General features: G+C 66.8%; 22 protein-coding genes. 11 read left to right on the plus strand and 11 right to left on the minus strand.

The genetic code is table 11. The features are described 5' to 3' along the window. Positions 1-190: 190 nt before the first annotated feature. Positions 191-1,819, plus strand: a complete 1,629-nt coding sequence (locus OU998_RS13070; RefSeq protein WP_267514040.1) for a response regulator — start codon at positions 191-193, stop codon at positions 1,817-1,819. Between the two features lie 7 nt (positions 1,820-1,826). On the opposite strand, the gene OU998_RS13075 is transcribed toward OU998_RS13070, so the two are convergent. Next, positions 1,827-2,858 (minus strand): ligase-associated DNA damage response exonuclease, encoded by a 1,032-nt coding sequence (locus tag OU998_RS13075; RefSeq protein WP_267514042.1) that lies wholly within the window; start codon positions 2,856-2,858, stop codon positions 1,827-1,829. Between the two features lie 79 nt (positions 2,859-2,937). Here OU998_RS13075 and OU998_RS13080 point away from each other — a divergent pair, with 79 nt between their 5' ends. The 5 genes from OU998_RS13080 (at position 2,938) to OU998_RS13100 (ending at position 5,516) form a co-directional block, all read left to right on the plus strand. Next, positions 2,938-3,390, plus strand: coding sequence for a PaaI family thioesterase (locus tag OU998_RS13080; protein WP_267514043.1), 453 nt, complete (start codon positions 2,938-2,940; stop codon positions 3,388-3,390). Beyond that, positions 3,387-3,779, plus strand: a complete 393-nt coding sequence (locus OU998_RS13085) for a PaaI family thioesterase (protein ID WP_267514044.1) — start codon at positions 3,387-3,389, stop codon at positions 3,777-3,779. The genes OU998_RS13080 and OU998_RS13085 overlap by 4 nt, the downstream gene beginning before the upstream one ends. 168 nt (positions 3,780-3,947) lie before the next feature. Further along, complete coding sequence (locus tag OU998_RS13090) at positions 3,948-4,298, plus strand: hypothetical protein (protein ID WP_267514045.1); 351 nt, start codon at positions 3,948-3,950, stop codon at positions 4,296-4,298. 89 nt (positions 4,299-4,387) lie between these two features. After that, positions 4,388-4,834, plus strand: coding sequence for a hypothetical protein (locus tag OU998_RS13095; RefSeq protein WP_267514047.1), 447 nt, complete (start codon positions 4,388-4,390; stop codon positions 4,832-4,834). 52 nt (positions 4,835-4,886) lie between these two features. Next, positions 4,887-5,516, plus strand: a complete 630-nt coding sequence (locus OU998_RS13100) for a S24 family peptidase (RefSeq protein WP_267514050.1) — start codon at positions 4,887-4,889, stop codon at positions 5,514-5,516. Positions 5,517-5,651: 135 nt separating this feature from the next. On the opposite strand, the gene OU998_RS13105 is transcribed toward OU998_RS13100, so the two are convergent. The 5 genes from OU998_RS13105 to OU998_RS13125 form a co-directional block, all read right to left on the minus strand. After that, positions 5,652-6,122 (minus strand): SH3 domain-containing protein, encoded by a 471-nt coding sequence (locus OU998_RS13105; RefSeq protein ID WP_267514052.1) that lies wholly within the window; start codon positions 6,120-6,122, stop codon positions 5,652-5,654. A gap of 89 nt (positions 6,123-6,211) precedes the next feature. Then, on the minus strand, positions 6,212-6,589 hold the full coding sequence (locus tag OU998_RS13110) for a hypothetical protein (protein WP_267514054.1): 378 nt from the start codon (positions 6,587-6,589) through the stop codon (positions 6,212-6,214). Between the two features lie 60 nt (positions 6,590-6,649). After that, positions 6,650-8,323: a lysine--tRNA ligase gene (locus OU998_RS13115; protein WP_267514055.1), complete on the minus strand. Its 1,674-nt coding sequence runs from the start codon at positions 8,321-8,323 to the stop codon at positions 6,650-6,652. Between the two features lie 55 nt (positions 8,324-8,378). Next, positions 8,379-8,723 (minus strand): RidA family protein, encoded by a 345-nt coding sequence (locus tag OU998_RS13120; RefSeq protein WP_267514057.1) that lies wholly within the window; start codon positions 8,721-8,723, stop codon positions 8,379-8,381. A gap of 41 nt (positions 8,724-8,764) precedes the next feature. Continuing rightward, positions 8,765-9,244, minus strand: a complete 480-nt coding sequence (locus tag OU998_RS13125; protein ID WP_267514059.1) for a hypothetical protein — start codon at positions 9,242-9,244, stop codon at positions 8,765-8,767. Between the two features lie 130 nt (positions 9,245-9,374). Here OU998_RS13125 and OU998_RS13130 point away from each other — a divergent pair, with 130 nt between their 5' ends. The 4 genes from OU998_RS13130 (at position 9,375) to OU998_RS13145 (ending at position 14,795) form a co-directional block, all read left to right on the plus strand. Further along, positions 9,375-9,887 (plus strand): hypothetical protein, encoded by a 513-nt coding sequence (locus OU998_RS13130; protein ID WP_267514061.1) that lies wholly within the window; start codon positions 9,375-9,377, stop codon positions 9,885-9,887. 211 nt (positions 9,888-10,098) lie between these two features. Next, complete coding sequence (queA, locus tag OU998_RS13135) at positions 10,099-11,178, plus strand: tRNA preQ1(34) S-adenosylmethionine ribosyltransferase-isomerase QueA (RefSeq protein ID WP_267514063.1); 1,080 nt, start codon at positions 10,099-10,101, stop codon at positions 11,176-11,178. Between the two features lie 180 nt (positions 11,179-11,358). Continuing rightward, positions 11,359-14,037, plus strand: a complete 2,679-nt coding sequence (ppdK, locus tag OU998_RS13140; protein ID WP_267514064.1) for a pyruvate, phosphate dikinase — start codon at positions 11,359-11,361, stop codon at positions 14,035-14,037. A 230-nt stretch (positions 14,038-14,267) separates the two neighbouring features. After that, positions 14,268-14,795: a porin family protein gene (locus tag OU998_RS13145; protein WP_267514065.1), complete on the plus strand. Its 528-nt coding sequence runs from the start codon at positions 14,268-14,270 to the stop codon at positions 14,793-14,795. 64 nt (positions 14,796-14,859) lie between these two features. Here OU998_RS13145 and OU998_RS13150 read toward each other — a convergent pair whose 3' ends face one another. Then, positions 14,860-15,120 carry a hypothetical protein gene (locus tag OU998_RS13150; RefSeq protein WP_267514068.1) on the minus strand — a complete coding sequence of 87 codons (261 nt, stop codon included), beginning with the start codon at positions 15,118-15,120 and terminating at the stop codon, positions 14,860-14,862. A 147-nt stretch (positions 15,121-15,267) separates the two neighbouring features. Here OU998_RS13150 and OU998_RS13155 point away from each other — a divergent pair, with 147 nt between their 5' ends. Next, positions 15,268-16,461: a M48 family metallopeptidase gene (locus OU998_RS13155; protein ID WP_267514070.1), complete on the plus strand. Its 1,194-nt coding sequence runs from the start codon at positions 15,268-15,270 to the stop codon at positions 16,459-16,461. On the opposite strand, the gene OU998_RS13160 is transcribed toward OU998_RS13155, so the two are convergent. The 4 genes from OU998_RS13160 to OU998_RS13175 form a co-directional block, all read right to left on the minus strand. Beyond that, positions 16,458-17,609 carry a beta-ketoacyl-ACP synthase III gene (locus OU998_RS13160; protein ID WP_267514072.1) on the minus strand — a complete coding sequence of 384 codons (1,152 nt, stop codon included), beginning with the start codon at positions 17,607-17,609 and terminating at the stop codon, positions 16,458-16,460. The two genes, OU998_RS13155 and OU998_RS13160, sit on opposite strands and share 4 nt — an antisense overlap. 28 nt (positions 17,610-17,637) lie before the next feature. Beyond that, positions 17,638-19,692: a capsular polysaccharide biosynthesis protein gene (locus tag OU998_RS13165; RefSeq protein ID WP_267514073.1), complete on the minus strand. Its 2,055-nt coding sequence runs from the start codon at positions 19,690-19,692 to the stop codon at positions 17,638-17,640. 214 nt (positions 19,693-19,906) lie between these two features. Further along, positions 19,907-22,237 carry a glycine--tRNA ligase subunit beta gene (gene glyS, locus OU998_RS13170; protein ID WP_267514075.1) on the minus strand — a complete coding sequence of 777 codons (2,331 nt, stop codon included), beginning with the start codon at positions 22,235-22,237 and terminating at the stop codon, positions 19,907-19,909. Then, positions 22,237-23,130, minus strand: coding sequence for a glycine--tRNA ligase subunit alpha (locus OU998_RS13175; RefSeq protein WP_267514077.1), 894 nt, complete (start codon positions 23,128-23,130; stop codon positions 22,237-22,239). Before OU998_RS13175 ends, glyS begins: the two co-directional genes overlap by 1 nt. Between the last annotated feature and the right edge of the window lie 73 nt (positions 23,131-23,203).

Raw genomic sequence — 23,203 nt, forward strand, 5'->3', positions numbered from 1 at the left:
GACGGCCGCGCGCATGCACAAAGGGATGGGGACCCCAGATGGGTCGGGCCGGCCTTCTACACCAGACCCGGCCTCGGCGCAAAATCCGCCTATGACACCGCTTGTAACGCCCGAAACTTTTTGATCCGGCTTAACTAATCCGCAAGCGCTACCGGTGCATAAGGGGGTCGAGTAAGGAGTTCCAGGCAGTATGCCGATTATCGCGACCCTTTCAGAGCAGACGCAACCGGTCGCCCCGTCGACCCTCGGTTGCCAGGTCTTGGCCCGGTTCGAACGCGAACCCGACACTCTGGTGATCCCTGTCGTCGAGAACGACCGCCCCGTCGGCCTGGTCGAACGCACAGCCTTCCTGCAAAAAATCGCCGGCCGTTTCGGCCACGCCCTTTACGACGGTCGCCCCATCACTTTCGCCATGGACCCAGAGCCGGCCGTGGTCGAGGGCGACGTCCAGATGGACGCCTTCTGCGACATCATGCTGAAGGGCGGCCCCGCCGCCCTGCTGCGCGGCTTCATCGTCACCAAGAACGGCCGCTATCATGGGGTCGGCACCGCCGCCACCCTGCTCAAGGTCGCCACAGACCGCCAGCGTGCGCACGACGCCCAGATGGCCGACCAGGCCGCCATCCTCGACGACACCCGCGCCCAGGCCCTCGCCGCCGCCCGCGCCAAGAGCCAGTTCCTGGCCATCATGAGCCACGAACTGCGCACCCCGATGAACGGCGTGCTCGCCGTCGCCGAACTGCTGCGCCGCCAGCCTCTGAACGCGGCGGCTCAGGCCCACGTCCAGACCATCGTCGAGTCTTCCGAAAGCCTGCTGCGCATTCTCCAGGACGCGGTGGACCTATCCAAGGCCGAGGCCGGCGAGCTGGAACTCAGCCCTGCGCCCACCCCGCTGCGCGCCCTCATGGACGATGTCCAGTCCCTGTGGGAGCCGCGCGCCTCCCAGGACGGCGTGACCCTGATGGTGGGCTACGAAGGCGACACCGAATTGGCCGCCGTCATCGACGGCGTGCGCCTGAAACAGGTGTTCAACAACCTGATCGGCAATGCGCTGAAATTCGCCCGCAACGGTCTGGTCGAGGCCGGACTCAAGGCCTGGGTCGAGGGGGATCAGGTCTGCATGGAGGCCCGCGTCCGCGACGACGGCCCCGGCGTGGACGCCGACCGCGTCGATTCCATCTTCGAACCCTTCGTCCATGGATCCGGCCGCGACGGCGCGGGCCTGGGCCTGTCCATCTGCCGTCAGGTGATCGACCGGATGGGCGGCCGCATCTGGGCCGAGAACAACAAGGGCCGCGGCGCCACCTTCGCCTTCGACCTGACCGCCCGACGCGCCATCGCCGCCGTCGAGACGCCCTCGAACGTGTCGGACCTGTCCGAACTGAACCTGCAATCGACCCCGCACATCCTGATCGTCGACGACAACGCCACAAACCGCGTCGTGGCCCAGGCCCTGTGTGAAATGTTCGGCTGCAGCTCCGAACTGGCCGAAGACGGGCTCGAAGCGCTCCAGGCCGTTCAGGAAAACCGCTACGACCTGATCCTGATGGACATCAAGATGCCGCGCATGGACGGCGTTCAGGCCACCCAGGCCATCCGCGCCCTGGACGGTCCCGTCAGCCGCATTCCCATCGTCGCCCTGACCGCCAACGCCGATCCCGAAGACGCCAGACACTATCTGTCCGTCGGCATGGCGGCCGTGGTCGAAAAGCCGATCAAGCCGGAACGTCTGCGCATGGCCATGAACGCCGCCCTGACCAAGCCCGAACAGGCCGAACGGCGCCAATCCGCGCCCGCACTCAAGCGCAAGGCGGGCTGACCCGCCTTCAGTCCGGCTGGACCTCCAGCGTCTCTTCGTCCTCCTCGTCGTACCCGACCAGGCGCAGCGCCCGCGCCCTCTGGCCGTTCAACTCGGCCCAGCGCAGCAGCCCCTCTTCGCGGCCATGGGTGATCCACACTTCGTCCGGCTTCAACTCCTCGAAGGTGGTGATCAGCTCGCCCCAGTCGGCGTGGTCCGAGATTACCAGCGGCAGCTCCACCCCCTTCTGACGCGCCCGCGCCCGCACACCCATCCAGCCGGAGGCGAAGGCCGTCACCGGATCGGCGAAACTGCGCGCCCACCGGTCCTGGATCGCCGACGGCGGGGCGATCACCACCTCGCCGCCCAAGGCTCCCTTGCCCAGCCCCCGCGCCGGCAGGATCGGCCCCAGGGCGATCCCCTCGCGTTCATACAGGGCGTTCAGCCGCTCCATCGCCCCGTGGACATAGATCGGCCGGTCCCACCCCGCCTCGCGCAGGCTCATGATGATCCGCTGCGCCTTGCCCAGGGCGTAGGCGCCGACCAGATGCGCCCGCTCCGGGAACTGGCCCAGCGACTGCACCAGCCGCGCGACCTCCTCCTCGGCCGGCGGATGGCGGAACACCGGCAGGCCGAAGGTCGCCTCCGAAATGAAGACGTGACAGGGCGTGGGCTCGAACGCCGGACAGGTCGGATCGCGTCGGCGCTTGTAGTCGCCTGACACCACCATGGTCAGGCCCTTCCACCTCACCTCGACCTGGGCCGAGCCCAACACATGGCCGGCCGGGACCAGCCTCAGGTCCACGCCGTTGATTGCAGAGGCCTCGCCGTATTCGACCGCCTGCTCCCGCCCGGCGAACGCCACGCCGTATCGTTCGGCCATGATGGCCAGGGTCTGGCGCGTGGCCAGGACCGCGCCATGCCCCGCCCGCGCATGGTCCGAATGGCCGTGGGTGATCACCGCCCGATCCACCGGCCGCACCGGATCGACGTAGAAATCCCCCGGCGGGCAGTACAGGCCGGCGGGCGTGGGGTGCAGCAGATCTTCAGGTCGGATCATGGGACCGTAACGCTCTCGACGTTGTCGGGTCCCCCCTCCATACAGGAGACGATCATCGGCTTCACGGACGTCCGTTCGCATGCACGACAGTTTCGTCGACACCATCCTGCCCCAGCTCGCGGCGGGGGCGGCCCACACCGGGGCCCTGGGCTTCAGCTTCGACGGGCTGCACGACGGCGAGCCCCGTATCCGCGTCCCCTGGCGCGAAGACCTGGTCGGAGATCCGGACACAGGCGTCCTGGCCGGCGGCCTCGTCACCACCCTGCTCGACCATATCGGCGGCCTGGCGGTCTGGACGGCCATGGACGAGTTCCAGCCCGTCGCCACCCTGGACTTGCGGGTGGACTATATGCGCGCCGCCCATCCGCGCAGGGACCTGCTGGCCCAGGCGAAATGCTATCGTCTGACGCCGACCATCGCCTTCGTCCGCGCCTGGGCCTTCGAGGTCGATCCGTCGGACCCGGTCGCCGCCGCCCAGTCCGCCTATGTGCTGAACCGCACGCGCGTCGCGCGAGACGAGGTTGCAGCATGAGCGACCTTCTCGACCGCATCCCCTACGCCCGGTTCCTGAACCTTCAGACCCTGGTCAGCGGCGACGAGATCACCGTCATCCTGCCCTTCGCCGACCGGCTGATCGGCAACCCCATGCTGCCGGCCCTGCACGGCGGCTCGACGGCGGCCCTGCTCGAGATGACGGCCATGGCCCAGGTCGCCCTGGCCTTCCCCAGCCCGCGCCTGCCGCGCCCGATCAATGTCACCGTCGCCTATCTGCGCACCGGCCGCCCGATCGACGTCTTCGCCCGCGCCAGCATCAGCCGCGCCGGCCGCCGCGTCGCCCACGTCCAGGCCGAGGCCTGGCAGGAGGCCCGCAGCCAGCCCATCGCCTCCCTCACCGCCCATTTTCTTCTGGACAATCTCTAGGGATTTCCAAGCGCTCCGCCGCAACCCGCCAAAGCTTTACAAGACAAGGATCGCCGAACACCGGACGCCGCCACGCTTTTGCTTAAAAGGTTAACAAGACTCTATCGGATATGGTTAAGCCGTGTTAAGATTCATCCATTGTAAACCTTAGTTTGAGGGGCTTTTCTAATGGAACGGACTGAAGTCATCGCCAGCGTCGCTGGTGATCTGCACGCGACTGAACACGCCATCGACGCCGCCATCACCCAGGCGACCGTTCTGGTGCAATCCTTCATCGGCGCCCGCGCCGCCCTCTCGCTTTCGCCCGTCGCCGCCACGGCGTCGCAAGCCAAGGCCATGGAAACCATCGCCGCCCTTGCCGCCGCGCGCGAATCCATCGTCGCCTGCCACGCCGAGCTCCAAAAAGACCACCGCCGCATGGGCTTCGGAACCTACGCCATCGGCCCCGTGGCCAAGCCCGACGATTGGCTCGACCCGAAGGAAGCGCGTTCCACAAACCATCTCCGCTCGGTTGGATGAATTCGTGGTAAGCCTAGCAAACTGACATTTCCGCTTAACCGGAATTGCGTCATGTTCGCCCTCGTGCACACAGCGCGGGGGCGATTTGCATGTTGAACGTAGGTTATGCGATCGCGGGCGCGATCTTTATGGTCGCCATGGTCCTGTTTGCTTTCCTGAAGGGCGGGAGCCGCGAAAAGATCGGCGCCGGTTATCTCATCCTCGCCTGGTTCACGTCTCTACTTGTTCAAGAAGACAATGATTTTCGAGGCATGCCAATCGGCATGTTTGTGATCGATCTCTTCTCTCTTGCCTTTTTCGCAGCCCTCGCTTGGCGCGCACCCCAGTCCTGGCCCGTATGGGTGACAGGCCTGCAACTGATCACCGTCATGGGCCACATCATGATCTTGACCATGAAGACAGCGCCCATCACGTCACTCTACACGGTCATGAACCTCATCGGCTATCTCATCATAGGCTTTATCGGCGTCGGCACCTTCTGGGTTTGGCAAGACCACAAGGCCGCCGCCGAGTATGAGCAACGAACAGCTAGGTAGATATTCCTAACGCCTTCCCCTAAACTCCCGCCGACTCACTGTCGGGATCCCCATGCCCCTGTCGCACGCCAAGCTGTGGAAAGCCGTGGACGCCCTGGCGCGGCGCGAGGGGTTGTCGCCGTCGGGGTTGGCGCGGCGGGCGGGGCTGGATGCGACCAGTTTCAATCCGTCGAAACGGTTCGGCGCCGGCGATCCGCCGCGCCCCCGCTGGCCCTCGACCGAGAGCATGACCCTGATCCTTCAGGCGACAGGCGTCTCCCTGGCCCAGTTCGCGGCCCTGGCCGACGACGCGCCGGCGTCGAGCGTGCCGATGCTGGGCCTGGCCCGCGCGGGTCTGGACGGCTTCTTCGACGATGCCGGCCTGCCGACCGGCGACGGCTGGGACCAGACCGACCTGCCCCAGGTCACCCCCACCACCTTCAGCCTGAGGATCAGCGGGGATTCGATGGCGCCCCTGTACCGCGAGGGCGACCGCGTCATCGTCGACCGGGGCGACCCCGCCGTGAGGCGCGGCGACCGGGTCGTGGCTCGCCTGACCTCGGGCGAGGTCGTGGCCAAGGAGCTGACGGCCCTCACCGCCCGCGCCGCCACCCTGTCCTCCATCAACCCCGACTATCCGTCCCGCGTCGTGCCCCGGCGCGAGATCGAATGGATAGCGCGCATCCTGTGGGTCAGCCAGTAGAAGGCCCCGCCCGGCGAACCGGACGGGGCCAGAGGCTCCAACGGCGAACCGCGAGCCTTGCGACTGTCCCGGCGGCGGGAACTGGACGGGGCGTGAACGGCCCCGCCGCCGAAACGGTCTTTCGAAAAGCGACCCTTAGCGGGTCACATAGTTGGCGTTGACCCAACCGCCGCCGGCGATCTGGATCCAGTCGCCTTGCGAGGCGACGGCCGTGAACTGTTGGCCGGCCGACAGGCTGCCCGCCTGACGGAAGCCAGTGCCGGGGCCGCTGCGGATGCGCAGGTTCGCGCCGGCGCGATAGGTATTGGCGTTGGCCTGGGCCGCGGCGCGGGTGCGTTGCTGGTTGCAGCCGATATAGGAACCGGCCGCCGCGCCGGCGCCGGCGCCGACCACGGTCCCGGCCGTCCGCTCGTTACGCGCCAGGTTCGACCCGACCACGCCGCCGACCACGGCGCCGATCAGGGCGCCCGCGCGCTGGCGACCGCCGGGGGCGTCGCAGTTGGTCACGCCATTGGCCTGGGCCTGGGCGGCCATAGGGGCGGCGGTCACCAGGGCGGCCAGAGCCGCAGCCGTGGCCAGACCCGTCTTCAGAAACTTGCTCGACATCACTGTATCTCCTGTCATCGGGTTTGCCGATGAGGAGACAATGCCGGGCCGAACCTGAAGGCTCCCGGAGCTTCGCCGTTATTTTCGGTTCATCTTAGGGGCCGCAGCGCGCGTCGGCGTTCGATCAATCGGCGCGCGGCCTCTATGTCGCGCTCGACCAGGTGCTTTCGTCGCACGAACTGAAAGTCCATCACCCGGGCCCACAGGTGCAACAGCCGATCCTGGGTGACGAAGACCGTGAACGCCTCCACCTCCGGCGGTGGCCCCCAAGCCTCGGACAGCTGGGCCAGATGCTGGGTTCCGGCGTCGTCGGGCAAGGGCTCGCATTCGACGATCCAGTCCCAGCCGCACAGCTCCGGACGTGCGGCGATCAACCCCAGGAGCACGGCCAGAATTCTATCCGCCGCGCCGCCTGAGACGAGGTCCATCCACAAGATCCGCGCCTGCTCGTCGATTTCGTACCGCACGTCGCCTCCCCGGCCACGCCCACATACCACCGCGTTACAGTTAAGAAATATTACCCGACGTCAAGCTTGCGTCAGTTCGCCGCGCGCCCCCGCCTCGATCAGGTCTATGGTCTGCGGCAGGCCGTAGATGGCCGCGAACGAACCGAAGCGCGGCCCCTGCGACGCGCCCAGCAGCACCTCGTACAGCGCCCCGAACCAGGCCCGCAGCGGCTCGAACTCATGCGCCTTGCCCACCGCATAGACCTCGTTCTGGATCAGCTCGCCGTCCGTAGTGTCGGCCGGCAGGGCCTTCAGCCGTTCGGCCAAGTCCAGCAGCGCCGCCTTCTCCTTGTCGTCCGGCAGTCGGTACGACTTCGAGGGCTTCACGAAGTCCTCGTAATAGTTCAGCGCCCGGTCCATCAGCTGGTCCAGCAGGGGCTCGTTCTGCGGCGTCGCCTCCGGCAGATATTTGGCGAAATAGGCCCACAGCTGGTCCTTGGTCGAGGCGTTGGCCACCCCCACCAGGTTCAGCAGCAGCGCAAACGACACCGGCGAGGTATGGGTCGGCGGTTCACCCGCATGGATCGACCAGACCGCATTGTCGATCCGCTTGGCCGGCTCCTGGGTCTTGTAGCTCTCGATGAAGGCCAGATAGTCGTCGATGGCGCGGGGAATGACGTTGAAGTGCAGGCTCTTGGCCGACTTCGGCGACTGGAACATGTACCAGCTCAGACTCTCCGGCGTGCCGTAGCGCAGCCATTCGTCCATCGTCAGGCCGTTGCCCTTGGACTTGGAGATCTTCTTGCCTTCGATATCCAGGAACAGTTCATAGTTGAACCCTTCCGGCGGCGTGCCGCCCAGGGCGCGACAGATCTTGCCGCTCTCGCGCACGCTCTCGATCAGGTCCTTGCCCGACATCTCGTAGTCGACGTCCAGCGCGACCCAGCGCATGGCCCAGTCCGGCTTCCACTGCAGCTTCACATGGCCGCCCGTGACCGGCAGCTCGGTGCGTCCGCCGGCTGGGTCGTCGAAGACGATGGTCCCCGTCTCGACGTTCCGCTCCAGCGTCGGAACCTGCAACACATGGCCCGTGATCGGGCTGACCGGCAGGAAGGGCGAATAGGTCGCCCGCCGCTCTTCGCCCAGGGTCGGCAGCATGATGGCCATGACCGCGTCGAACCGCTCCAGCAGGGTCAACAGGGTCGCGTCGAATGCGCCGGACTTGTAGGTCTCGGTCGAGCTCATGAACTCATAGTCAAAGCCGAACCCGTCCAGAAACACCCTCAGCCGCGCATTATTGTGCGCCCCGAAACTGTCGTGCGTGCCGAACGGATCGCGCACCCGCGTCAGCGACAGGTTCAGGTCCTCGCGCAGCATCTCCGGGTTCGGCACGCCTTCCGGCACCTTTCTCAGCCCGTCCATGTCGTCGCTGAAGGCGATCAGTCGCGTGCGCCAGTGGTCGCCGGTCAGCGCCCGGAAGGCGTTGCGCACCATGGTGGTCCGCGCCACCTCGCCGAAGGTGCCCATGTGCGGCAGACCCGATGGGCCATAACCGGTCTCCAGCACCACCGGCCGGCGCAGGGCCTCGAACTTCGCCAGGGCCTCGTCGGCCTTGCCCGCATCGATCAGCGCCCGCGCCTCGGCTCGCTCGCTTTCGCCCAGCCGCTTTTTCAGAACATGGGCCAGCAGATTGCGAGCTTGTTCGAACGGCCAGGACTTGGCCTCACGGGCGAGGGTTTCGAGGTTCTGAAGCATGGCGGCGGTTTGCAGTCTGCAAACCGCCGGGTCAACCGCCTTATCCCCCGCCCCGTCAGCCCCTGGCGGCGATGACGATCACCTCGACCTTGTAGTCCGGCGAGGCCAGCCGGCTCTCGCCCGTGGCGCGGGCCGGCGGATTGGCCGTGTCGACCCAGGCGTCCCAGACGCTGTTCATCGCGTCGAAATCGGCGATATCGGCCAGCCAGATCTGGGCCATTAGGATCTTGGACTTGTCACTGCCCGCCTGGGCCAGCAGGGCGTCGACCTCGGCCAGCGCCGTCTTCGTCTGGGCGATCACATCATCGCCGGGCTCTCCGACCTGGCCGGCCAGATAGACGGTGTCGCCGTGAACCACGGCTTCGCTCATACGGGCGCCGGGCTGGATGCGGGTGATCATGGGGAGGGCTCCTGATTATTTGGCGCTCTCGCCATACACCGTCAGCCTCGTCGGTCGAACGCTCCGACCGCCCAACTCACCACCGCAGCCCCCGCCGCCACGATGATCGCATCCTCAATCAGGCCGCTCTTCGACTGCCCGATCCGCTTCATCGCCCTCTTGCGCCCCGCCAGCCCCAGATAGGCCAGGGGCACGGCCGTCCCGACCGCCAGGGCCGCACCCAGTTTTTCACGCCCGCGCGGCGCCAGGGCCGAGCCCGCGATCCCCGCGCTCATCACCCGCGCCAGCAGGCCCAGGAACACCGTCCGGTCAGGCGCCGACTTCATCTTGTCGCCGAACAGCTCGCCCACCCCCATGGCCAGGCCGCCGAACTTGAACAGCGGATGATCCAGCAACAGCAATCGCCCCGGCGTGTTCCGGTGCGCCAGCCGCACCCCGGCTATGGCGGCCATGGGCGTCATGGATCGGGCGCTGGCGACGGCGCCGATGAGGACGGACGGGAGGAGTGCGAGGCTTTTCATGCCCCATCAACACCGAAAGGGGACGGAGGTTCAGGCTGAGCGCGAACTCCACCTAGAGGAGAACTGAGACTAACCCTAGATTGCCGGACATCCCCCTTCTGGGCTAAGTCCAATCAGAGGGGAGATCAACATGGATACACAGGACGTCCAGCGTCGCTATTGGGATCAATTCGCCCGCCTGAAACGCGACGCCATCTATATTTCCCGCTACCACTCGCGGGTCGAGACGATTGATCGCTGGATCAATATCTTCACCGCGATCATGTCCAGCGGCGCAATCGCAGGCTGGGCGATCTGGAACCACATCGGCTGGGTTTGGGGCGCCGCCATCGCTGCTGCCCAGGTGATCAGCGCGGTGAAACCCTACCTCCCCTTCCAGAACAGAAAGCGGATGCTGGCGAAATTCGGTGCTGATTTGGAGACCCTGGCGCTTGCGGCCGAAGCGGACTGGATGAAGGTCGCACGACTGACGATCAGCGAAGAAGAAATCCACAACCGGACCATGACCTTAAAACGGAAATGCCTGGCGGCTCAGAACCGGGCGTTCGCTGGCGCGTCGCTGCCGGAAAAGGTAAGATGGGTCGAGGCTGCGGACAGGGACGCCGCCGACTATATGAACAGCTACGTCATGGATGAGGGCTGAAATGTCGCCACACCCCTTGCAAGATGGTTCGCAGGCCGATGTCCGCCGACTGGAGGAAGGCCACGTCCTTCCGAATACACAGCCGCGTATTCCTATGCCGCCGGTGACGTCGCAACGGCCTCCGTCACAGCCACCGACGCCCCGCCCCCAACCGACGGGTTCGCGCTGAAGGGCCTTTCCACCTCGCGGCGATGACGTTACCTCCCGCCTGATGAAGACCGCCGATTTCGACTTCGACCTGCCCGAGGACCGCATCGCCCTGCGCCCCGCCGATCCGCGCGATTCCGCACGGCTGCTGGTGGTGAAGGACGGCGCGCTGGACGACCGGATCATCCGCGACCTGCCCGACTTCCTGAGGCCCGGCGACGCCCTGGTCTTCAACGACACCCGCGTCATCCCCGCCCGCCTGTCGGGCGTCCGCACCCGTCCCAACCCTGTTCCCGGCGCCGAGACGGAAACCCTGACTGTCGCCGTCGAGGCCACGCTTCACCACCGCGACGCCCCCGACGTCTGGTCCGCCTTCATGAAACCCGGCAAGCGGATCAAGCCGGGCGACAGGATTGCTTTCCAGACGCTGGAAGCCACCGTCGCCGACAAGGGCGACGACGGCCTGATCACCCTGAAGTTCGACCTGTCCGGCCTGGCCCTGGACGACGCGATCCGCGACGTCGGGGTCATGCCCCTGCCCCCCTATATCGCCGCCAAACGGCCCGAGGACGACCGCGACCGGTCGGACTATCAGACCGTCTTCGCCGAACACGACGGCTCGGTCGCCGCCCCCACGGCGGGCCTGCACTTCACCCCCGCCCTGCTCGAGGCGATCCGGGCCAGGGGCGTCTCGACCCACGCCGTCACCCTGCACGTCGGCGCCGGCACCTTCCTGCCGGTCAAGGCCGACGACCTGGCCGACCACAAGATGCACAGCGAATGGGGCGAGGTCTCGCCCAAGACCGCCGCCGCCCTGAACGCCGTCCACGCCGCCGGCGGCCGCATCGTCTGCGTCGGCACCACCTCGCTACGCCTGCTGGAATCCGCCACGACCGAGGCCGGCGAGATCCGCCCCTTCCACGGCGACACCGCCATCTTCATCACCCCCGGCTACCGCTTCCGCGCCGTGGACGTGCTGATGACCAATTTCCACCTGCCCAGATCCACCCTCTTCATGCTGGTCAGCGCCTTCGCCGGCCGCGCTGCGATGAAGACCGCCTACGCCCACGCCGTCGCTGACGGCTACCGCTTCTATTCCTACGGCGACGGGTCGTTGCTGTTCCGAGTCGGCGAAAACCGATGACCTCGCCTCCCCGTTCGCGAAGGCGAACGGGGGGTGACGCCGGCCCTGAGCATGGGAAACCGGTTTCCCGCTCACGCATTGTTACATCCGCCATGGTCAAGCCGGTTTTGCCGCGCTAGATCATGTTGCATCTGCGAGCGGGCCAACCCGCCGAACCTTCTCCTAGCTCAGGGGCTATAGATGACTCAGTGGGTTTACGGCTTCGGCGGCGGGTCCGCCGACGGCGACGCGTCGATGAAGAATCTTCTCGGCGGCAAGGGCGCGAACCTGGCGGAAATGTCCTCGCTCGGACTGCCCGTCCCGCCCGGTTTCACCATCACGACCGAGGTTTGCACCTATTTCTACACCAACGGCGAGACCTATCCCGCCGATCTGGAAGACCAGGTGAAGGCCGCCCTGGCCAAGGTCGAAGCCATCGTTGGCAAGACCTTCGGCGATGTCGAGAACCCGCTGCTGGTCTCGGTGCGATCGGGCGCGCGGGCGTCGATGCCGGGCATGATGGACACGGTCTTGAACCTGGGCCTGAACGACCAGACGGTCGAGGGTCTGGCCAAACTGTCGGGCGACCGGCGCTTCGCCTTCGACTCCTACCGCCGCTTCATCACCATGTATTCGAACGTGGTGCTGGGCCTGAGCCACGACGATTTCGAAGAGGTTCTGGACGCACACAAGGATCGGCTGGGCGTCAGCATCGACACCGATCTGAAGGCCGAGGACTGGGAACGGATCGTCGTCGACTACAAGGCCGTGGTCGAACGCGAACTGGGCCACCCCTTCCCGCAGGATCCTCGCGACCAGATGTGGGGCGCGGTCGGCGCCGTCTTCGCCAGCTGGATGAACGACCGGGCCAAATTCTATCGCCGCATGCACGACATCCCCGAGAGCTGGGGCACGGCCGTCAGCGTCCAGTCGATGGTGTTCGGCAATATGGGCGAGACCTCGGCCACCGGCGTGGCCTTCACCCGCAACCCCTCGACCGGCGAGGCGCGCCTGTACGGCGAGTTCCTGATCAACGCCCAGGGCGAAGACGTGGTCGCGGGCATCCGCACGCCGCAAAGCCTGACCAAGATCGGCCGCGAGGAGATGGGCGAGACCGCCCCCTCGATGGAAGAGGCCATGCCCGAGGTGTTCGGCCAGTTCGTCACGGTGGTGAACACGCTGGAGAGCCATTACCGCGACATGCAGGACATCGAGTTCACGGTCGAACAGGGCCGGCTCTGGATGCTGCAAACCCGCAACGGCAAGCGCACCGCCAAGTCGGCGCTGAAGGTGGCCGTGGATTTGGCGGCCGAAGGTGTGATCAGCCAGGAAGAGGCGATCAGCCGGGTCGAGCCGTCGGCGCTGGACCAACTGCTGCACCCGACCCTGGACCCGGACGCGGCCCGCACCGTGGTCGCCGCCGGCCTGCCCGCCTCGCCCGGCGCGGCGACCGGCAAGATCGTGTTCGACGCTGACGAGGCCGAACGGATGGCCGGCCTGGGCGAGGCCGTCATCCTGGTGCGCGAGGAGACCAGCCCGGAGGACATCCACGGCATGCACGCCGCCCGCGGCATCGTCACGGCGCGGGGCGGCATGACCAGCCACGCCGCCGTGGTGGCGCGCGGCATGGGCCGGGCCTGCGTCTCGGGCGCCGGCGAGATCCACATCGACGAGGCCAAGGGCGTCTTCACCGCACGCGGCCGCACCTTCAAGGCCGGCGAGATCATCACCATCGACGGCTCGAAGGGCGAGGTGCTGGACGGCGCCGTGCCGATGATCGAGCCGGAACTGACCGGCGACTTCCAGACCCTGATGGGCTGGGCCGACAAGGTGCGCCGCCTGAAGGTGCGGGCCAATGCCGAGACGCCGCTGGACGCCAAGACCGCGCGCGGTTTTGGCGCCGAGGGCATCGGCCTGTGCCGGACCGAGCACATGTTCTTCGACGACACCCGGATCGCCGCCGTGCGCGAGATGATCCTGGCCGACGACGAGGCGGGACGCCGCACGGCCCTGGCCAAGATCGCGCCGTTCCAGAAGTCTGACTTCGTCGAACTGTTCGAGATCATGGCCGGTCTGCCGGTGACGGTGCGCCTGCTGGACCCGCCGCTGCACGAGTTCATCCCCCACACGGACGAGGACATCGACGCCCTGGCCGCCTCGTCGGGCATCGACGCCGAGAAGCTGAAGCGCCGGGCCAAGGAGCTGCACGAGACCAACCCCATGCTGGGCCACCGCGGCTGCCGGCTGGGCGTGGCCTATCCCGAGATCTACGAGATGCAGGTGCGGGCCGTGCTGGAGGCCGCGCTGGCGGTGAAGAGGAGCTCGGGCGTGGCGCCGATCCCGGAGATCATGCACCCGCTGGTCGCCCTGGGTCTGGAGATGAAATATCTGCGTGAGCTGACCGACCGCACGGCCCAGGCCGTGTTCGCCGACGCCGGCGACAGCGTCGACTATCTGGTCGGGACCATGATCGAACTGCCCCGCGCCGCCATCCGCGCCGGGGACCTGGCCGAATACGCCCAGTTCTTCAGCTTCGGCACCAATGACCTGACCCAGACGACCTTCGGCATCAGCCGCGACGACTCGGGGCGGTTCCTGCAGGCCTATCTGGACAAGGGCATCTTCGAGACAGACCCCTTCGTGCGTCTGGACCAGGACGGCGTCGGCGGCCTGATCGAGATCGCGGCCGAGCGGGGTCGCGCCGTGCGGCCCGAGGTCAAGCTGGGCATCTGCGGCGAACATGGCGGCGACCCGTCGTCGATCGCCTTCTGCGAAAAGGCTGGGCTGGATTACGTCTCCTGCTCGCCCTACCGCGTGCCCATCGCCCGACTGGCGGCGGCCCAGGCGGCGCTGAATGTGGAGCGTGAAAAGGACCGCTGATCCGTCAATCAGGGTCTGGGACCAGGGGCGGCGCTGCGAGGCGCCGCCCCTTTTCGTTGGGCGTCGCATTTTCGTCGTACTTGACGGAACGCAGTGTGTGTCTCCGCGCGCACAGACGTCGGCCGCGTTTGACCCGCCATGGAACAGACGACGGCGTCATCTATTTAAGCATTCGCTGGATGGGGCCGATGATCCACCAGGTGATCACATCTAGGAGTTAATAAGAAACAATGCGTAACATTCTTCTCGCGGCTGTCGCCGTGTCTGCAATCGCTGCACCGGCCTTTGCGCAAACCAATCCAGAGCCGCGCGGTTACGGCTCGTTGGGCTACACTCATCTTGAAGGCGACAATGCAACCACGGGCGCCGTCACCGGTCGTCTGGGCGTAAACCTGAACCGTTACCTGGCCGTCGAGACCGAAGCCTCGGTCGGCGTGAAGGACGACGACTTTACCGTCGCCGGCGTCGACGGCTCGACCAAGCACGAGTGGGACGCCGCCGGCTATGTGGTCGGCAAATACCCGGTGTCGGACAAGTTGGAGCTGTTCGCGCGCGGCGGCTACGGCCACACCGAGCTGAAGCAGGAGTTCCCCGGCGCCAATACCGACGTGGGCGGCGACAGCTGGAACTATGGCGTGGGCGCCAACTACTACGTCGATGGCGTGAACGGCGTGCGGGCCGACTGGACCCGTCGCGACTACCGCGACGACGCGGGCGAAGCCGACGCCTATTCGGTCAGCTACATCCGCCGCTTCTGATCCCAGGGATCAGGCGAAATGAAGAAGGCGCGCTCCGCGAGGAGCGCGCCTTCTGCTGTGCGGTTTAGGCGAAGTCGCCGGCCAGGGCCCAGCGTTGCGAGCCTTCGCCGAACGGACGGATGAACCAGTCCCGATATTGTTCGAAGGTCTCGATGATCTTCTGGCGCAGATCAGGCGTGTTGACCGCCTCGCCGCGCTGACGTTTGAGGGCCGCGACGCAGTCCACGACCAGGTTCTGATGGGCCGAACCGCCCATGCTCTTGAGCACGGCGGCGATATCCTGGGCCAGGCTTTCCAGCACCGTCTTCGGTGTCGTCTGAGCCATCTGGGAACTCCCCTGTTCTCGACAAAGAAAGGCGTCGCAAAAACCCGTACAGGATTCAAGCGTGGCCGACCCGAAAATCATCATGGACAGGAATTAACCTGACATAACGCGGATCAAGCGCTCTGGTTCTTTAAAGGGAAGACTTTAATGACCGATTTCGATCCCGCTGCGGCGACCACTCAATGGCTGGCGACGCTGTCGCCGCAGGAGACCGCGCGGGCGGTGGCCTATACGCAAGGATCGCACTGGCTGATCCTGTGGGGCTTCCTGGTTTCCGCCCTCGTCGCCTGGATCATCGTGCGCACCGACCTGCTGGTCATGATCCGCAGCCGGATGGAGCGGAGGCGTCGCAGGCCTTTGGCCGTCAGCTTCGTCGTCGCCCTGATCTATTCGGTGATGAGCTGGGTGCTGACCCTGCCCTGGTCGATCTACGAAAGCTGGTGGCGCGAGAAGCAATACGGCCTGACCAGCCAGGCCCTGGGCGGATGGCTGGGCGAGGCGGCGATCGGGGCGGCGATCTCGGTCGTGGTGACGTCGCTGCTGCTGGTGGCCATCTATGCGCTGATCCGGCGCGCGCGGCGGTTCTGGTGGGCCTGGGCGTCCGGCGTCACGGCCGCCTTCATCGTGGTCGGCCTGATCGTTTCGCCCCTGGTGATCGAGCCGATCTTCAACACCTATACCCCCGCCCCCAACGGACCCGTGCGCGACGCCGTCGTGGCCCTGGCCGAGGAGACGGGCACGCCGTCGGACAAGATCTTCATCTATGACGGCTCCAAACAGTCCGACCGCTACACCGCCAATGTCTCGGGCCTGTTCGGCTCGGCGCGGGTGGCGATGAGCGACACCATGTTCAAGAAGGGCGCGGACCTGGCCGAGGTGCGCGGCGTGGTGGGCCACGAGATGGGCCATTATGCGCGCAGTCATGTGCTGTGGATGGTCGCGATACTGGTCGGGCTGACGGCCCTGGCCTTCTGGCTGACCGACCGGCTGTATCCGCTGGGGCGCAGGCTGCTGGGCGCCGACAGGGTGGGCGAGATCGCCGATCCGGCCGGCCTGCCGGTGCTGGCTCTGATCCTGGCCTTCCTGGGCGTGCTGGCGACGCCGGTGTTCGCGACCATGACCCGGACGATCGAAGAGGATGCGGACCATTTCTCGCTGGTCCACGCCAATGAGCCCGACGGCCTGTCCAAGGCCCTGGTCAAGACCGCCGAATACCGTGCGCCCTCGCCCTCGGCCGTCGAGGAGTTCCTGTTCTACGACCACCCCAGCGTCGAGAACCGCGTCCGGCGGGCGATGGAATGGAAGAAGGCTCACCCGCAGACGGGCAAGCCCGCCGCCTAGCCGCGCTTGCGCACGAACACCGTCCCGGCGGAATAGCCGGCGCCGAAGCTGCAGATCAGGCCGGTCTCGCCGGGGGCGAAGCCGTCGTTGTGCAGGTGGAAGGCGATGATCGAGCCGGCCGAGGAGGTGTTGGCGTAGTCGTCCAGGATAATGACATTCTCATCCGACGACGGCTCGCGGCCCAGCACCTTCTTGCCGATCATGGTGTTCATGTTGATGTTGGCCTGGTGCAGCCACAACCGCTTCAATTCGTGCGGGTTCAGGCCCAGTTCGCCGGCGTGGTCGATGATCATGTCCGACACCATCGGCACCACGTCGCGGAAGACCTTGCGGCCCTGCTGGATGAACAGCTTGTCGTTCTGGGCGCTGTCGTCGGCGACCGGCGAATCCAGATGGTCGGTGTCGCGGGCGTTGCGGTTCAGGAAGCCGAAATTATTGCGGATATTGTTCGAGAAGACCGTCTTCAGCCGCGACCCCAGCACGTCCCAGCCGCCCGGTCCGGCCGTCTCTGACGACTCCACGATCACCGCCGTGGCCACGTCGCCGAAGATGAAATGGCTGTCGCGGTCGGTGAAGTTCAGGTGGGCCGAACAGACCTCGGGGTTGACCATCAGCACGGCCTTGACCGACCCGCCGGCGATGAAATCGGCCGCCGTCTTGACGCCAAAGGTGGCGGAAGAACAGGCTACATTCATGTCGAAGGCGAAGCCCTCGATCCCCAGGGCCTGCTGCACCTCGATGGCCATGGCCGGATAGGGGCGTTGCATATTGGAGGCGGCGCAAAGGACGGCGCCGATCTCGCTGACCGGCTTGCCCCAGGCCTCAATGGCCTGGCGGGCGGCCTTGACCGCCATCTCGGCCAGGATCGACAGCTCGTCATTGCTGCGTTCCGGCAGGTTGGGCGCCATCCGTTCGGGGTCGATCACCCCGGCCTTGTCCAGCACGAACCGCTGTTTGATGCCCGAGGCCTTTTCGATGAACTCGGGCGAGGAGTGCGACTTCGCCTCCAGCTCGCCGGCCTCGATCTGGGCCGCGTGGCGGGCGTTCCAGCCGTCGGCCCAGGCGTTGTAGCTGTCGACCAGTTCGGCGTTGGAGACCGATTGTTCGGGGGTGAAGAGGCCGGTGGCGGCAATAACGGCGTGGGTCACGGGTAGACAGTTTCCTTTGCGAACGCCTTCAATAGGACGGCGGCGGCCTGCGGTCGAGACTGGCGATGATCCCCGCGGCCCAGCGTTGGATCTGGCCGCGCGGCGCCTTGGGCGGCGGCTGGTCGCGGGCGGCGATCAGGGCCTGGACCAGATCCTCGGCCTCGCAGGGCCAGCCCGTCGGGGTGACATAGAGGGGATAATGGATCAGGGCGGCCAGGATCAGATGATCGACGGTCGCCCGGCGGGTCCGGCGTTCAAACCCCAGCCGGTCGTCGGTCAGACCCCACCCCGCATAGAAGGGCCGGCCATAGACCGACACGGCCTTGCCCCGCATCAGGGCCTCGAACCCGGTCAGGGAAGTCAGGGTCGCCACCCGCGCGCAGGCGTTCAGGCAGTCGATGATGTCCAACCCGTCCGCGCTGGCGTCCACCGAGGCCAGGGCCGAGGCCTCCAGCCGACCCGGCCGGTTGCCGGCCAAAACGTCGGGGTGGTTGCGATAGACCAGGAAGGCGTCGGGATGATCGGCCCGCGCCGCCTCGACCAGGGCGGAGTTGGTGGCCAGATCGGGCTCGCAGCCCAGCAGGATCGACTTGTCGTTCTCGACCTGGCCGACGACCAGCAGGATGTCGCGATCCGCAGGCCAGTCGGCCGGCGCCTGGCCCTTCAGATTGTATTTCGACAGGCCCGCCTCGACGATGCGGGTCCGCAGGGCGGCGGCGCGGGCCAGTTGCTCCGGCGTGGCCTCGGTCGTCTCGATCAGGGTCTCCAGCCGCGACGGGCGCGACGGGTCGTAATAGACGCCCTGGTCGTCCAGGGCGACGGACAGGGCGCCGACGAAATCCGACCCCAGGCCGCGCGAGCGGATGAAGCCGTCCTCCATGCGGACGGTCGGGCCGCTAAAGTCGGCGGCGGCCTGGCGCACGGCCTCGCTCTCCTTGCCCGCCCACCAGATCAGCCGGCCGTTCGTGGCGGCGGCATGGGCGGCGGCGCGGGACGGCGACATGAAGTATCGCATCCGCGCCTTGGGCGAGTTCAGCAGGCGGCGCACCGGCGGCCGTTTGGCCGGGGCGAAGCCGACGGCGGACCAGGGCCCCGCCAGACGGTCGGCGCGGTCACGGAGCGCAATCAACCGCTCCAGCGCCTGTTCGGCCTCACACCGCTCGCCGGTGACGGGATCGACATAGCGGCTGTAGGCGATCAGGGCGGCGGCGGCGACCTGTTCCACCGTGCGGGCGACGCCGCGTCGGCCGGTGGCCACGGCGTCGGTCGTCAGCCCCCAGCCGGAATAGAAGGGCGCCCCGAAACAGCGCACCGGCAGGCCGCGCAACAGGGCCTCGAATCCGAGCGCAGAGGTGACGCAATAGACGGCGTCCACCGCCGCCAGCAGGTCGGCCGGCCGCACGTCGGCGTCCACCAGGGTGACGCCGGACAGGTCGGTGACGCAGCCCCGCTTCCTGCCCGCCGCCACCGCCGGGTGGCGTTTGACGATCAGTTGGGCCTCGGGTTCGTCACGCCGGGCGGCGGCGACCATGGCGTCGAAACTGTCTTGCGTCGCCAGCCCATAGCCGATGGAGGCGTCGCCGAAGGTCTGGTCCACGATCAGGACGCGGCGGCCGGGCCGCAGCAGGCCGGGGTCTAGCGGCCCGCCCATGTTTGTCTTGGACACGCCCGAGGCGACGATCCGGTCGATCAGGGCGCGGGCGCGGGTGGTCGTTGCGGCGTCGCACCAGGCGTCGGCGGTTTGGATCAGATGTTCGAGCCGGCTGGGCCGGGTGGCGTCATAATAGACGCCCAGATCATCGACGATCAGGCTGAGACTGGCCGCCCCCGCCTCCCCCAGGCCGACCGAGCGCAGGAAGCCATCCTCCAGCGCGACATAGGGGCGGTTGTTCGCTTCCGCCCAGCGACGACCGGCGGCGGCGGTGGGCTTCATGCCCCAGCCCAGCACGGCCTGAACCTCGGCGCCCGGCAGGCGACGCAGGTCGTATTCGTTCAGAAAGACGTCGAGAAACGGGACCTTCAGCACGCCGGGCGCGCAGACCCAGGCAGGGGTTTTGGCGGCGATGTCCGAAACTGGGGTCAAGGCGGGTCCGACGATGAAAGACTGAGTCTAGATATACCTAAAACCGCCCGCCCCTCCCTTCTCCCGTTGGGAGAAGGTGGCCCGAAGGGCCGGATGAGGGTCGGCCGGTGGGCCAAGTCGCACCACCGTGCCCCTCACCCTTTCGCGCGAAGACCGATCGCTGCGCTCTCGGGCGCTCAAGCCCTCTCCCGCCGGGAGAGGGAGGCGGTTTTGATCAGCCCGCGATCTGACCGAAGTCCGCCACCTGCCCCATCACGTCCCGCACCTGACCCAGCAGTTTCAGCCGGTTGTCGCGCTCCTCAGCCACGTCGGAGTTGACCAGCACGTCCTCGAAGAACCGGTCCACCGGGGCGCGCAGGCCGGCCAGGGCGGTCATGGCGGCGGCGAAGTCCTCGGTCTCCAGCGCGGTCTCCACGGCGGTGCGGGCGGCGCCGACGGCGAAGGCCAGGACGGTCTCGGGCTCGGGCTGGTTCAGCAGGCCGGTCTGGACCATGCCGGGTTTCCACCCCTTCTTCTCTTCCTTCTCAAGAAGAGAGGTTGCGCGCTTGTAGCCGGCCAGCAGATTGGCCCCGTCGTCGGTGGCGAGGAAGGCGGCCAGCGCTTCCACGCGGCGGACGATGCGGACGAGATCGTCGTCGGCCTTCCCAGCAATGGGGGCGAAGACGGCGGCGACGAGGTCGTGGCGCTGGCCATGGTCGCGGAGGAGGACGGTCAGGCGGTCGGCGAAGAAGGCGAGCACTGCGCTGACTAGCACCTCTTCGTCGCTCTGAATTCCCGACGCGAACCTCAGCCTTCTCAAAAGCTCCGTTTGATACTGAGCTATGTTGGAAATCCTGTTCCCTTCGTAGAACACGTCGCGCAGAGGCTGCCCATTGATATCCGTTAAAGCAGCCGTTCCTGCATTTAGGAGCGATCTCCTCAGCACAGGCGGAATGAGGGCTGAGAAACTAATCCGAACCCCATTCTCCAGCACCAGCCGGATCACCCCCAGCGCCGCACGCCGCAGCGCGAACGGGTCCTTCGACCCCGTGGGCTTCTCATCGATGGCGAAGAAGCCGACCAGGGTGTCCAGCTTGTCGGCCAGGGCGACGGCGACCGTAACGGGCGCCGTCGGCACCGTGTCGGCGGGGCCTTGCGGCTTATAGTGATCGCGGACGGCGTCGGCGATGCGGTCGCGCTGGTCACGGCCCCACCCGCGGTCGGCTTCGCCTCCCGGTCCCTCCCCATCAAGGGGAGGGAGAGGATCGAGCGCAACTTCTCCCTCCCCTTTATGGGGAGGGACGGCGGAGCGCAGCGAAGCCCGGGTGGGGAAGTTCGTTGCGGTGCGGGCGTAATAGCCGCCCATAATCCCCTGCAGTTCCGAGAATTCGCTGACCATGCCCGACAGCAGGTCGGCCTTGGACAGACGCGCCGTCATCTCGGCTTCGTCGGCGTCGGCGCCGACCAGGGGCGCGATCTCGCGGGCAAGGGCGGCGATACGCTCGACCCGCTCGGCCAATGTGCCCAGTTTGGCGTGGAAGGTGACGTCGGACAGTTTGGCGTTCCAGGCGTCGAAGCCGACCTTCTGGTCCTCGTCCCAGAAGAAGCGGGCGTCGTTCAGGCGGGCGGACAGGACGCGGCTGTTGCCGGCGGCCAGGGCCTTGCCGCCGTCGGTCGCCTCGACATTGGCGACGACGAGGAAGTTGGGGGCCAGACCCTCTTTCGAGGGATCGCGGACGGCGAAATACTTCTGGTGCACCTTCATCGACAGGCGCACGACCTCGGGCGGCAGGGCCAGGAACTGCGGGTCCATGTCGCCCAGGATCGGGGTCGGCCATTCGGCCAGGCCCGCCACCTCGTCCAGCAGGCCGTCGTCGTCGACCAGGCTGAGGCCGCGCGCGGCGCAGGCGGCCTTGGCCTGTTCCAGGATGCGCAGCTTGCGGTCGGCCACGTCGATCAGGACGAAGTTCTTTTCCAGCTGGGTGCGGTAGTCGACGAAGTCGCTGACCTTCAGCAACTGACCCGAACCCATGAAACGGTGGCCCTCGGTGATCGCGTCGGATTGAATCCCGTCGATCTCGAACGGCACGACCTTGCCGTCAAAAATGCACAGGATGCGCTTGATCGGGCGCACCCAGCGCAGGGTTCCCGAGCCCCAGCGCATCGACTTGGGCCAGGGGAAGGTGCGGATGACCTGGTCCACCGTCTCGGCGACCAGATCGGTCGTGGCCCTACCCTTGGACGACAGGACGGCGAACAGGACGCCGTCACGCTCGGTCAGTTGATCGCGGGTCAGGCCGGTCTTGCGCAGGAAGCCTTCAAGCGCCTGTTCCGGGGCCGAGGCGCGCGGGCCCTTGACCTCTTCCTCGCGGTCCGGCGTGGCGGCGGGTAGGCCGTCGATCACCAGGGTCAGGCGGCGCGGACCGGCATAGGTCGTCAGGGCGTCCCAGGTCAGGCCGGCGGCCTTCAGCCGGTCGGACACCATGCGCTCCAGATCGCGCGCGGCGCCCTGCTGCATGCGGGCGGGGATTTCTTCGGAGAAGATTTCGAGGAGGAGTTGGGGCATCAGGCGGTTTTCCGCTCTTGTTCAACGTAAGCGAGGGCGCAGGCTTTGCAGAGTTCGCGGATGCGGCCGATGTAGCTTTGGCGTTCGGCGACGGCGATGGCGCCGCGGGCGTCCATCAGGTTGAACAGGTGGCTGGCCTTCAGCACCTGATCATAGGCCGGCAGGACCAAGGGCTGGCCCTGGGGTCCGGTCATGGCCAGCAGGCGCGAGACCTCGGCCACCATATCCTCGAACCGGCGCTTCAGACCGTCCACGTCATAGCCATGGAAGTTGGCCGCCGACTGCTGGCGCTCGTTCTCCAGGAAGACCTCGCCATAGGTCAGGCCCTCCTTGGTGAACTTGAGGTCATAGACGTTGTCCACGCCCTGAACATACATGGCCAGACGCTCCAGCCCGTAGGTCAGCTCGCCCGAGACCACGTCCACCTCGATGCCGCCGACGCCCTGGAAATAGGTGAACTGCGTCACCTCCATCCCGTCGCACCACACCTCCCACCCCAGGCCCCAGGCCCCCACGGTCGGGTTCTCCCAGTCGTCCTCGACGAAGCGGATATCGTGCAGCTTCGGATCGATCCCGATCGCCGCCAGCGAGCCGAGATAGAGCTCCTGAAGATTGTCCGGGTTCGGTTTTAGTATCACCTGGTATTGGTAATAGTGTTGGAGGCGGTTCGGGTTTTCGCCATAGCGGCCGTCGCCGGGGCGGCGGCTGGGCTGGACATAGGCGGCCTTCCACGGCTTGGGGCCGAGCGCGCGCAGGACGGTGGCGGGGTGGAGGGTGCCCGCCCCGACTTCGATGTCATAGGGCTGAAGAATGGCGCAGCCCTGATCACCCCAATAGCGGTGCAGGGTCAGGATCAGATCCTGGAAGGCGAGCGGCTCGGTCGGGGTGGTCAAATCGGGCTCGAGAGGGGCTGGAAAAAGGACGGCGGACCATAGGGCCCGGCGCCGCGCGCTTCAACACGCGCTG

This window comes from Brevundimonas sp. SL130, from assembly GCF_026625805.1.
GTDB lineage: Bacteria > Pseudomonadota > Alphaproteobacteria > Caulobacterales > Caulobacteraceae > Brevundimonas.

Coding starts and splice junctions, on each gene's coding strand:
- OU998_RS13085 (WP_267514044.1), top strand. CDS start 3,387: ATGAGCGACCTTCTCGACCGCATCCCCTACGCCCGGTTCCTGAACCTT.
- OU998_RS13155 (WP_267514070.1), top strand. CDS start 15,268: ATGACCGATTTCGATCCCGCTGCGGCGACCACTCAATGGCTGGCGACG.
- glyS (WP_267514075.1), bottom strand. CDS start 22,237: ATGCCCCAACTCCTCCTCGAAATCTTCTCCGAAGAAATCCCCGCCCGC.
- OU998_RS13095 (WP_267514047.1), top strand. CDS start 4,388: ATGTTGAACGTAGGTTATGCGATCGCGGGCGCGATCTTTATGGTCGCC.
- OU998_RS13070 (WP_267514040.1), top strand. CDS start 191: ATGCCGATTATCGCGACCCTTTCAGAGCAGACGCAACCGGTCGCCCCG.
- OU998_RS13150 (WP_267514068.1), bottom strand. CDS start 15,120: ATGGCTCAGACGACACCGAAGACGGTGCTGGAAAGCCTGGCCCAGGAT.
- queA (WP_267514063.1), top strand. CDS start 10,099: ATGAAGACCGCCGATTTCGACTTCGACCTGCCCGAGGACCGCATCGCC.
- OU998_RS13120 (WP_267514057.1), bottom strand. CDS start 8,723: ATGATCACCCGCATCCAGCCCGGCGCCCGTATGAGCGAAGCCGTGGTT.
- OU998_RS13145 (WP_267514065.1), top strand. CDS start 14,268: ATGCGTAACATTCTTCTCGCGGCTGTCGCCGTGTCTGCAATCGCTGCA.
- OU998_RS13115 (WP_267514055.1), bottom strand. CDS start 8,323: ATGCTTCAGAACCTCGAAACCCTCGCCCGTGAGGCCAAGTCCTGGCCG.
- OU998_RS13105 (WP_267514052.1), bottom strand. CDS start 6,122: ATGTCGAGCAAGTTTCTGAAGACGGGTCTGGCCACGGCTGCGGCTCTG.
- OU998_RS13075 (WP_267514042.1), bottom strand. CDS start 2,858: ATGATCCGACCTGAAGATCTGCTGCACCCCACGCCCGCCGGCCTGTAC.
- ppdK (WP_267514064.1), top strand. CDS start 11,359: ATGACTCAGTGGGTTTACGGCTTCGGCGGCGGGTCCGCCGACGGCGAC.
- OU998_RS13100 (WP_267514050.1), top strand. CDS start 4,887: ATGCCCCTGTCGCACGCCAAGCTGTGGAAAGCCGTGGACGCCCTGGCG.
- OU998_RS13080 (WP_267514043.1), top strand. CDS start 2,938: ATGCACGACAGTTTCGTCGACACCATCCTGCCCCAGCTCGCGGCGGGG.
- OU998_RS13130 (WP_267514061.1), top strand. CDS start 9,375: ATGGATACACAGGACGTCCAGCGTCGCTATTGGGATCAATTCGCCCGC.
- OU998_RS13090 (WP_267514045.1), top strand. CDS start 3,948: ATGGAACGGACTGAAGTCATCGCCAGCGTCGCTGGTGATCTGCACGCG.
- OU998_RS13125 (WP_267514059.1), bottom strand. CDS start 9,244: ATGAAAAGCCTCGCACTCCTCCCGTCCGTCCTCATCGGCGCCGTCGCC.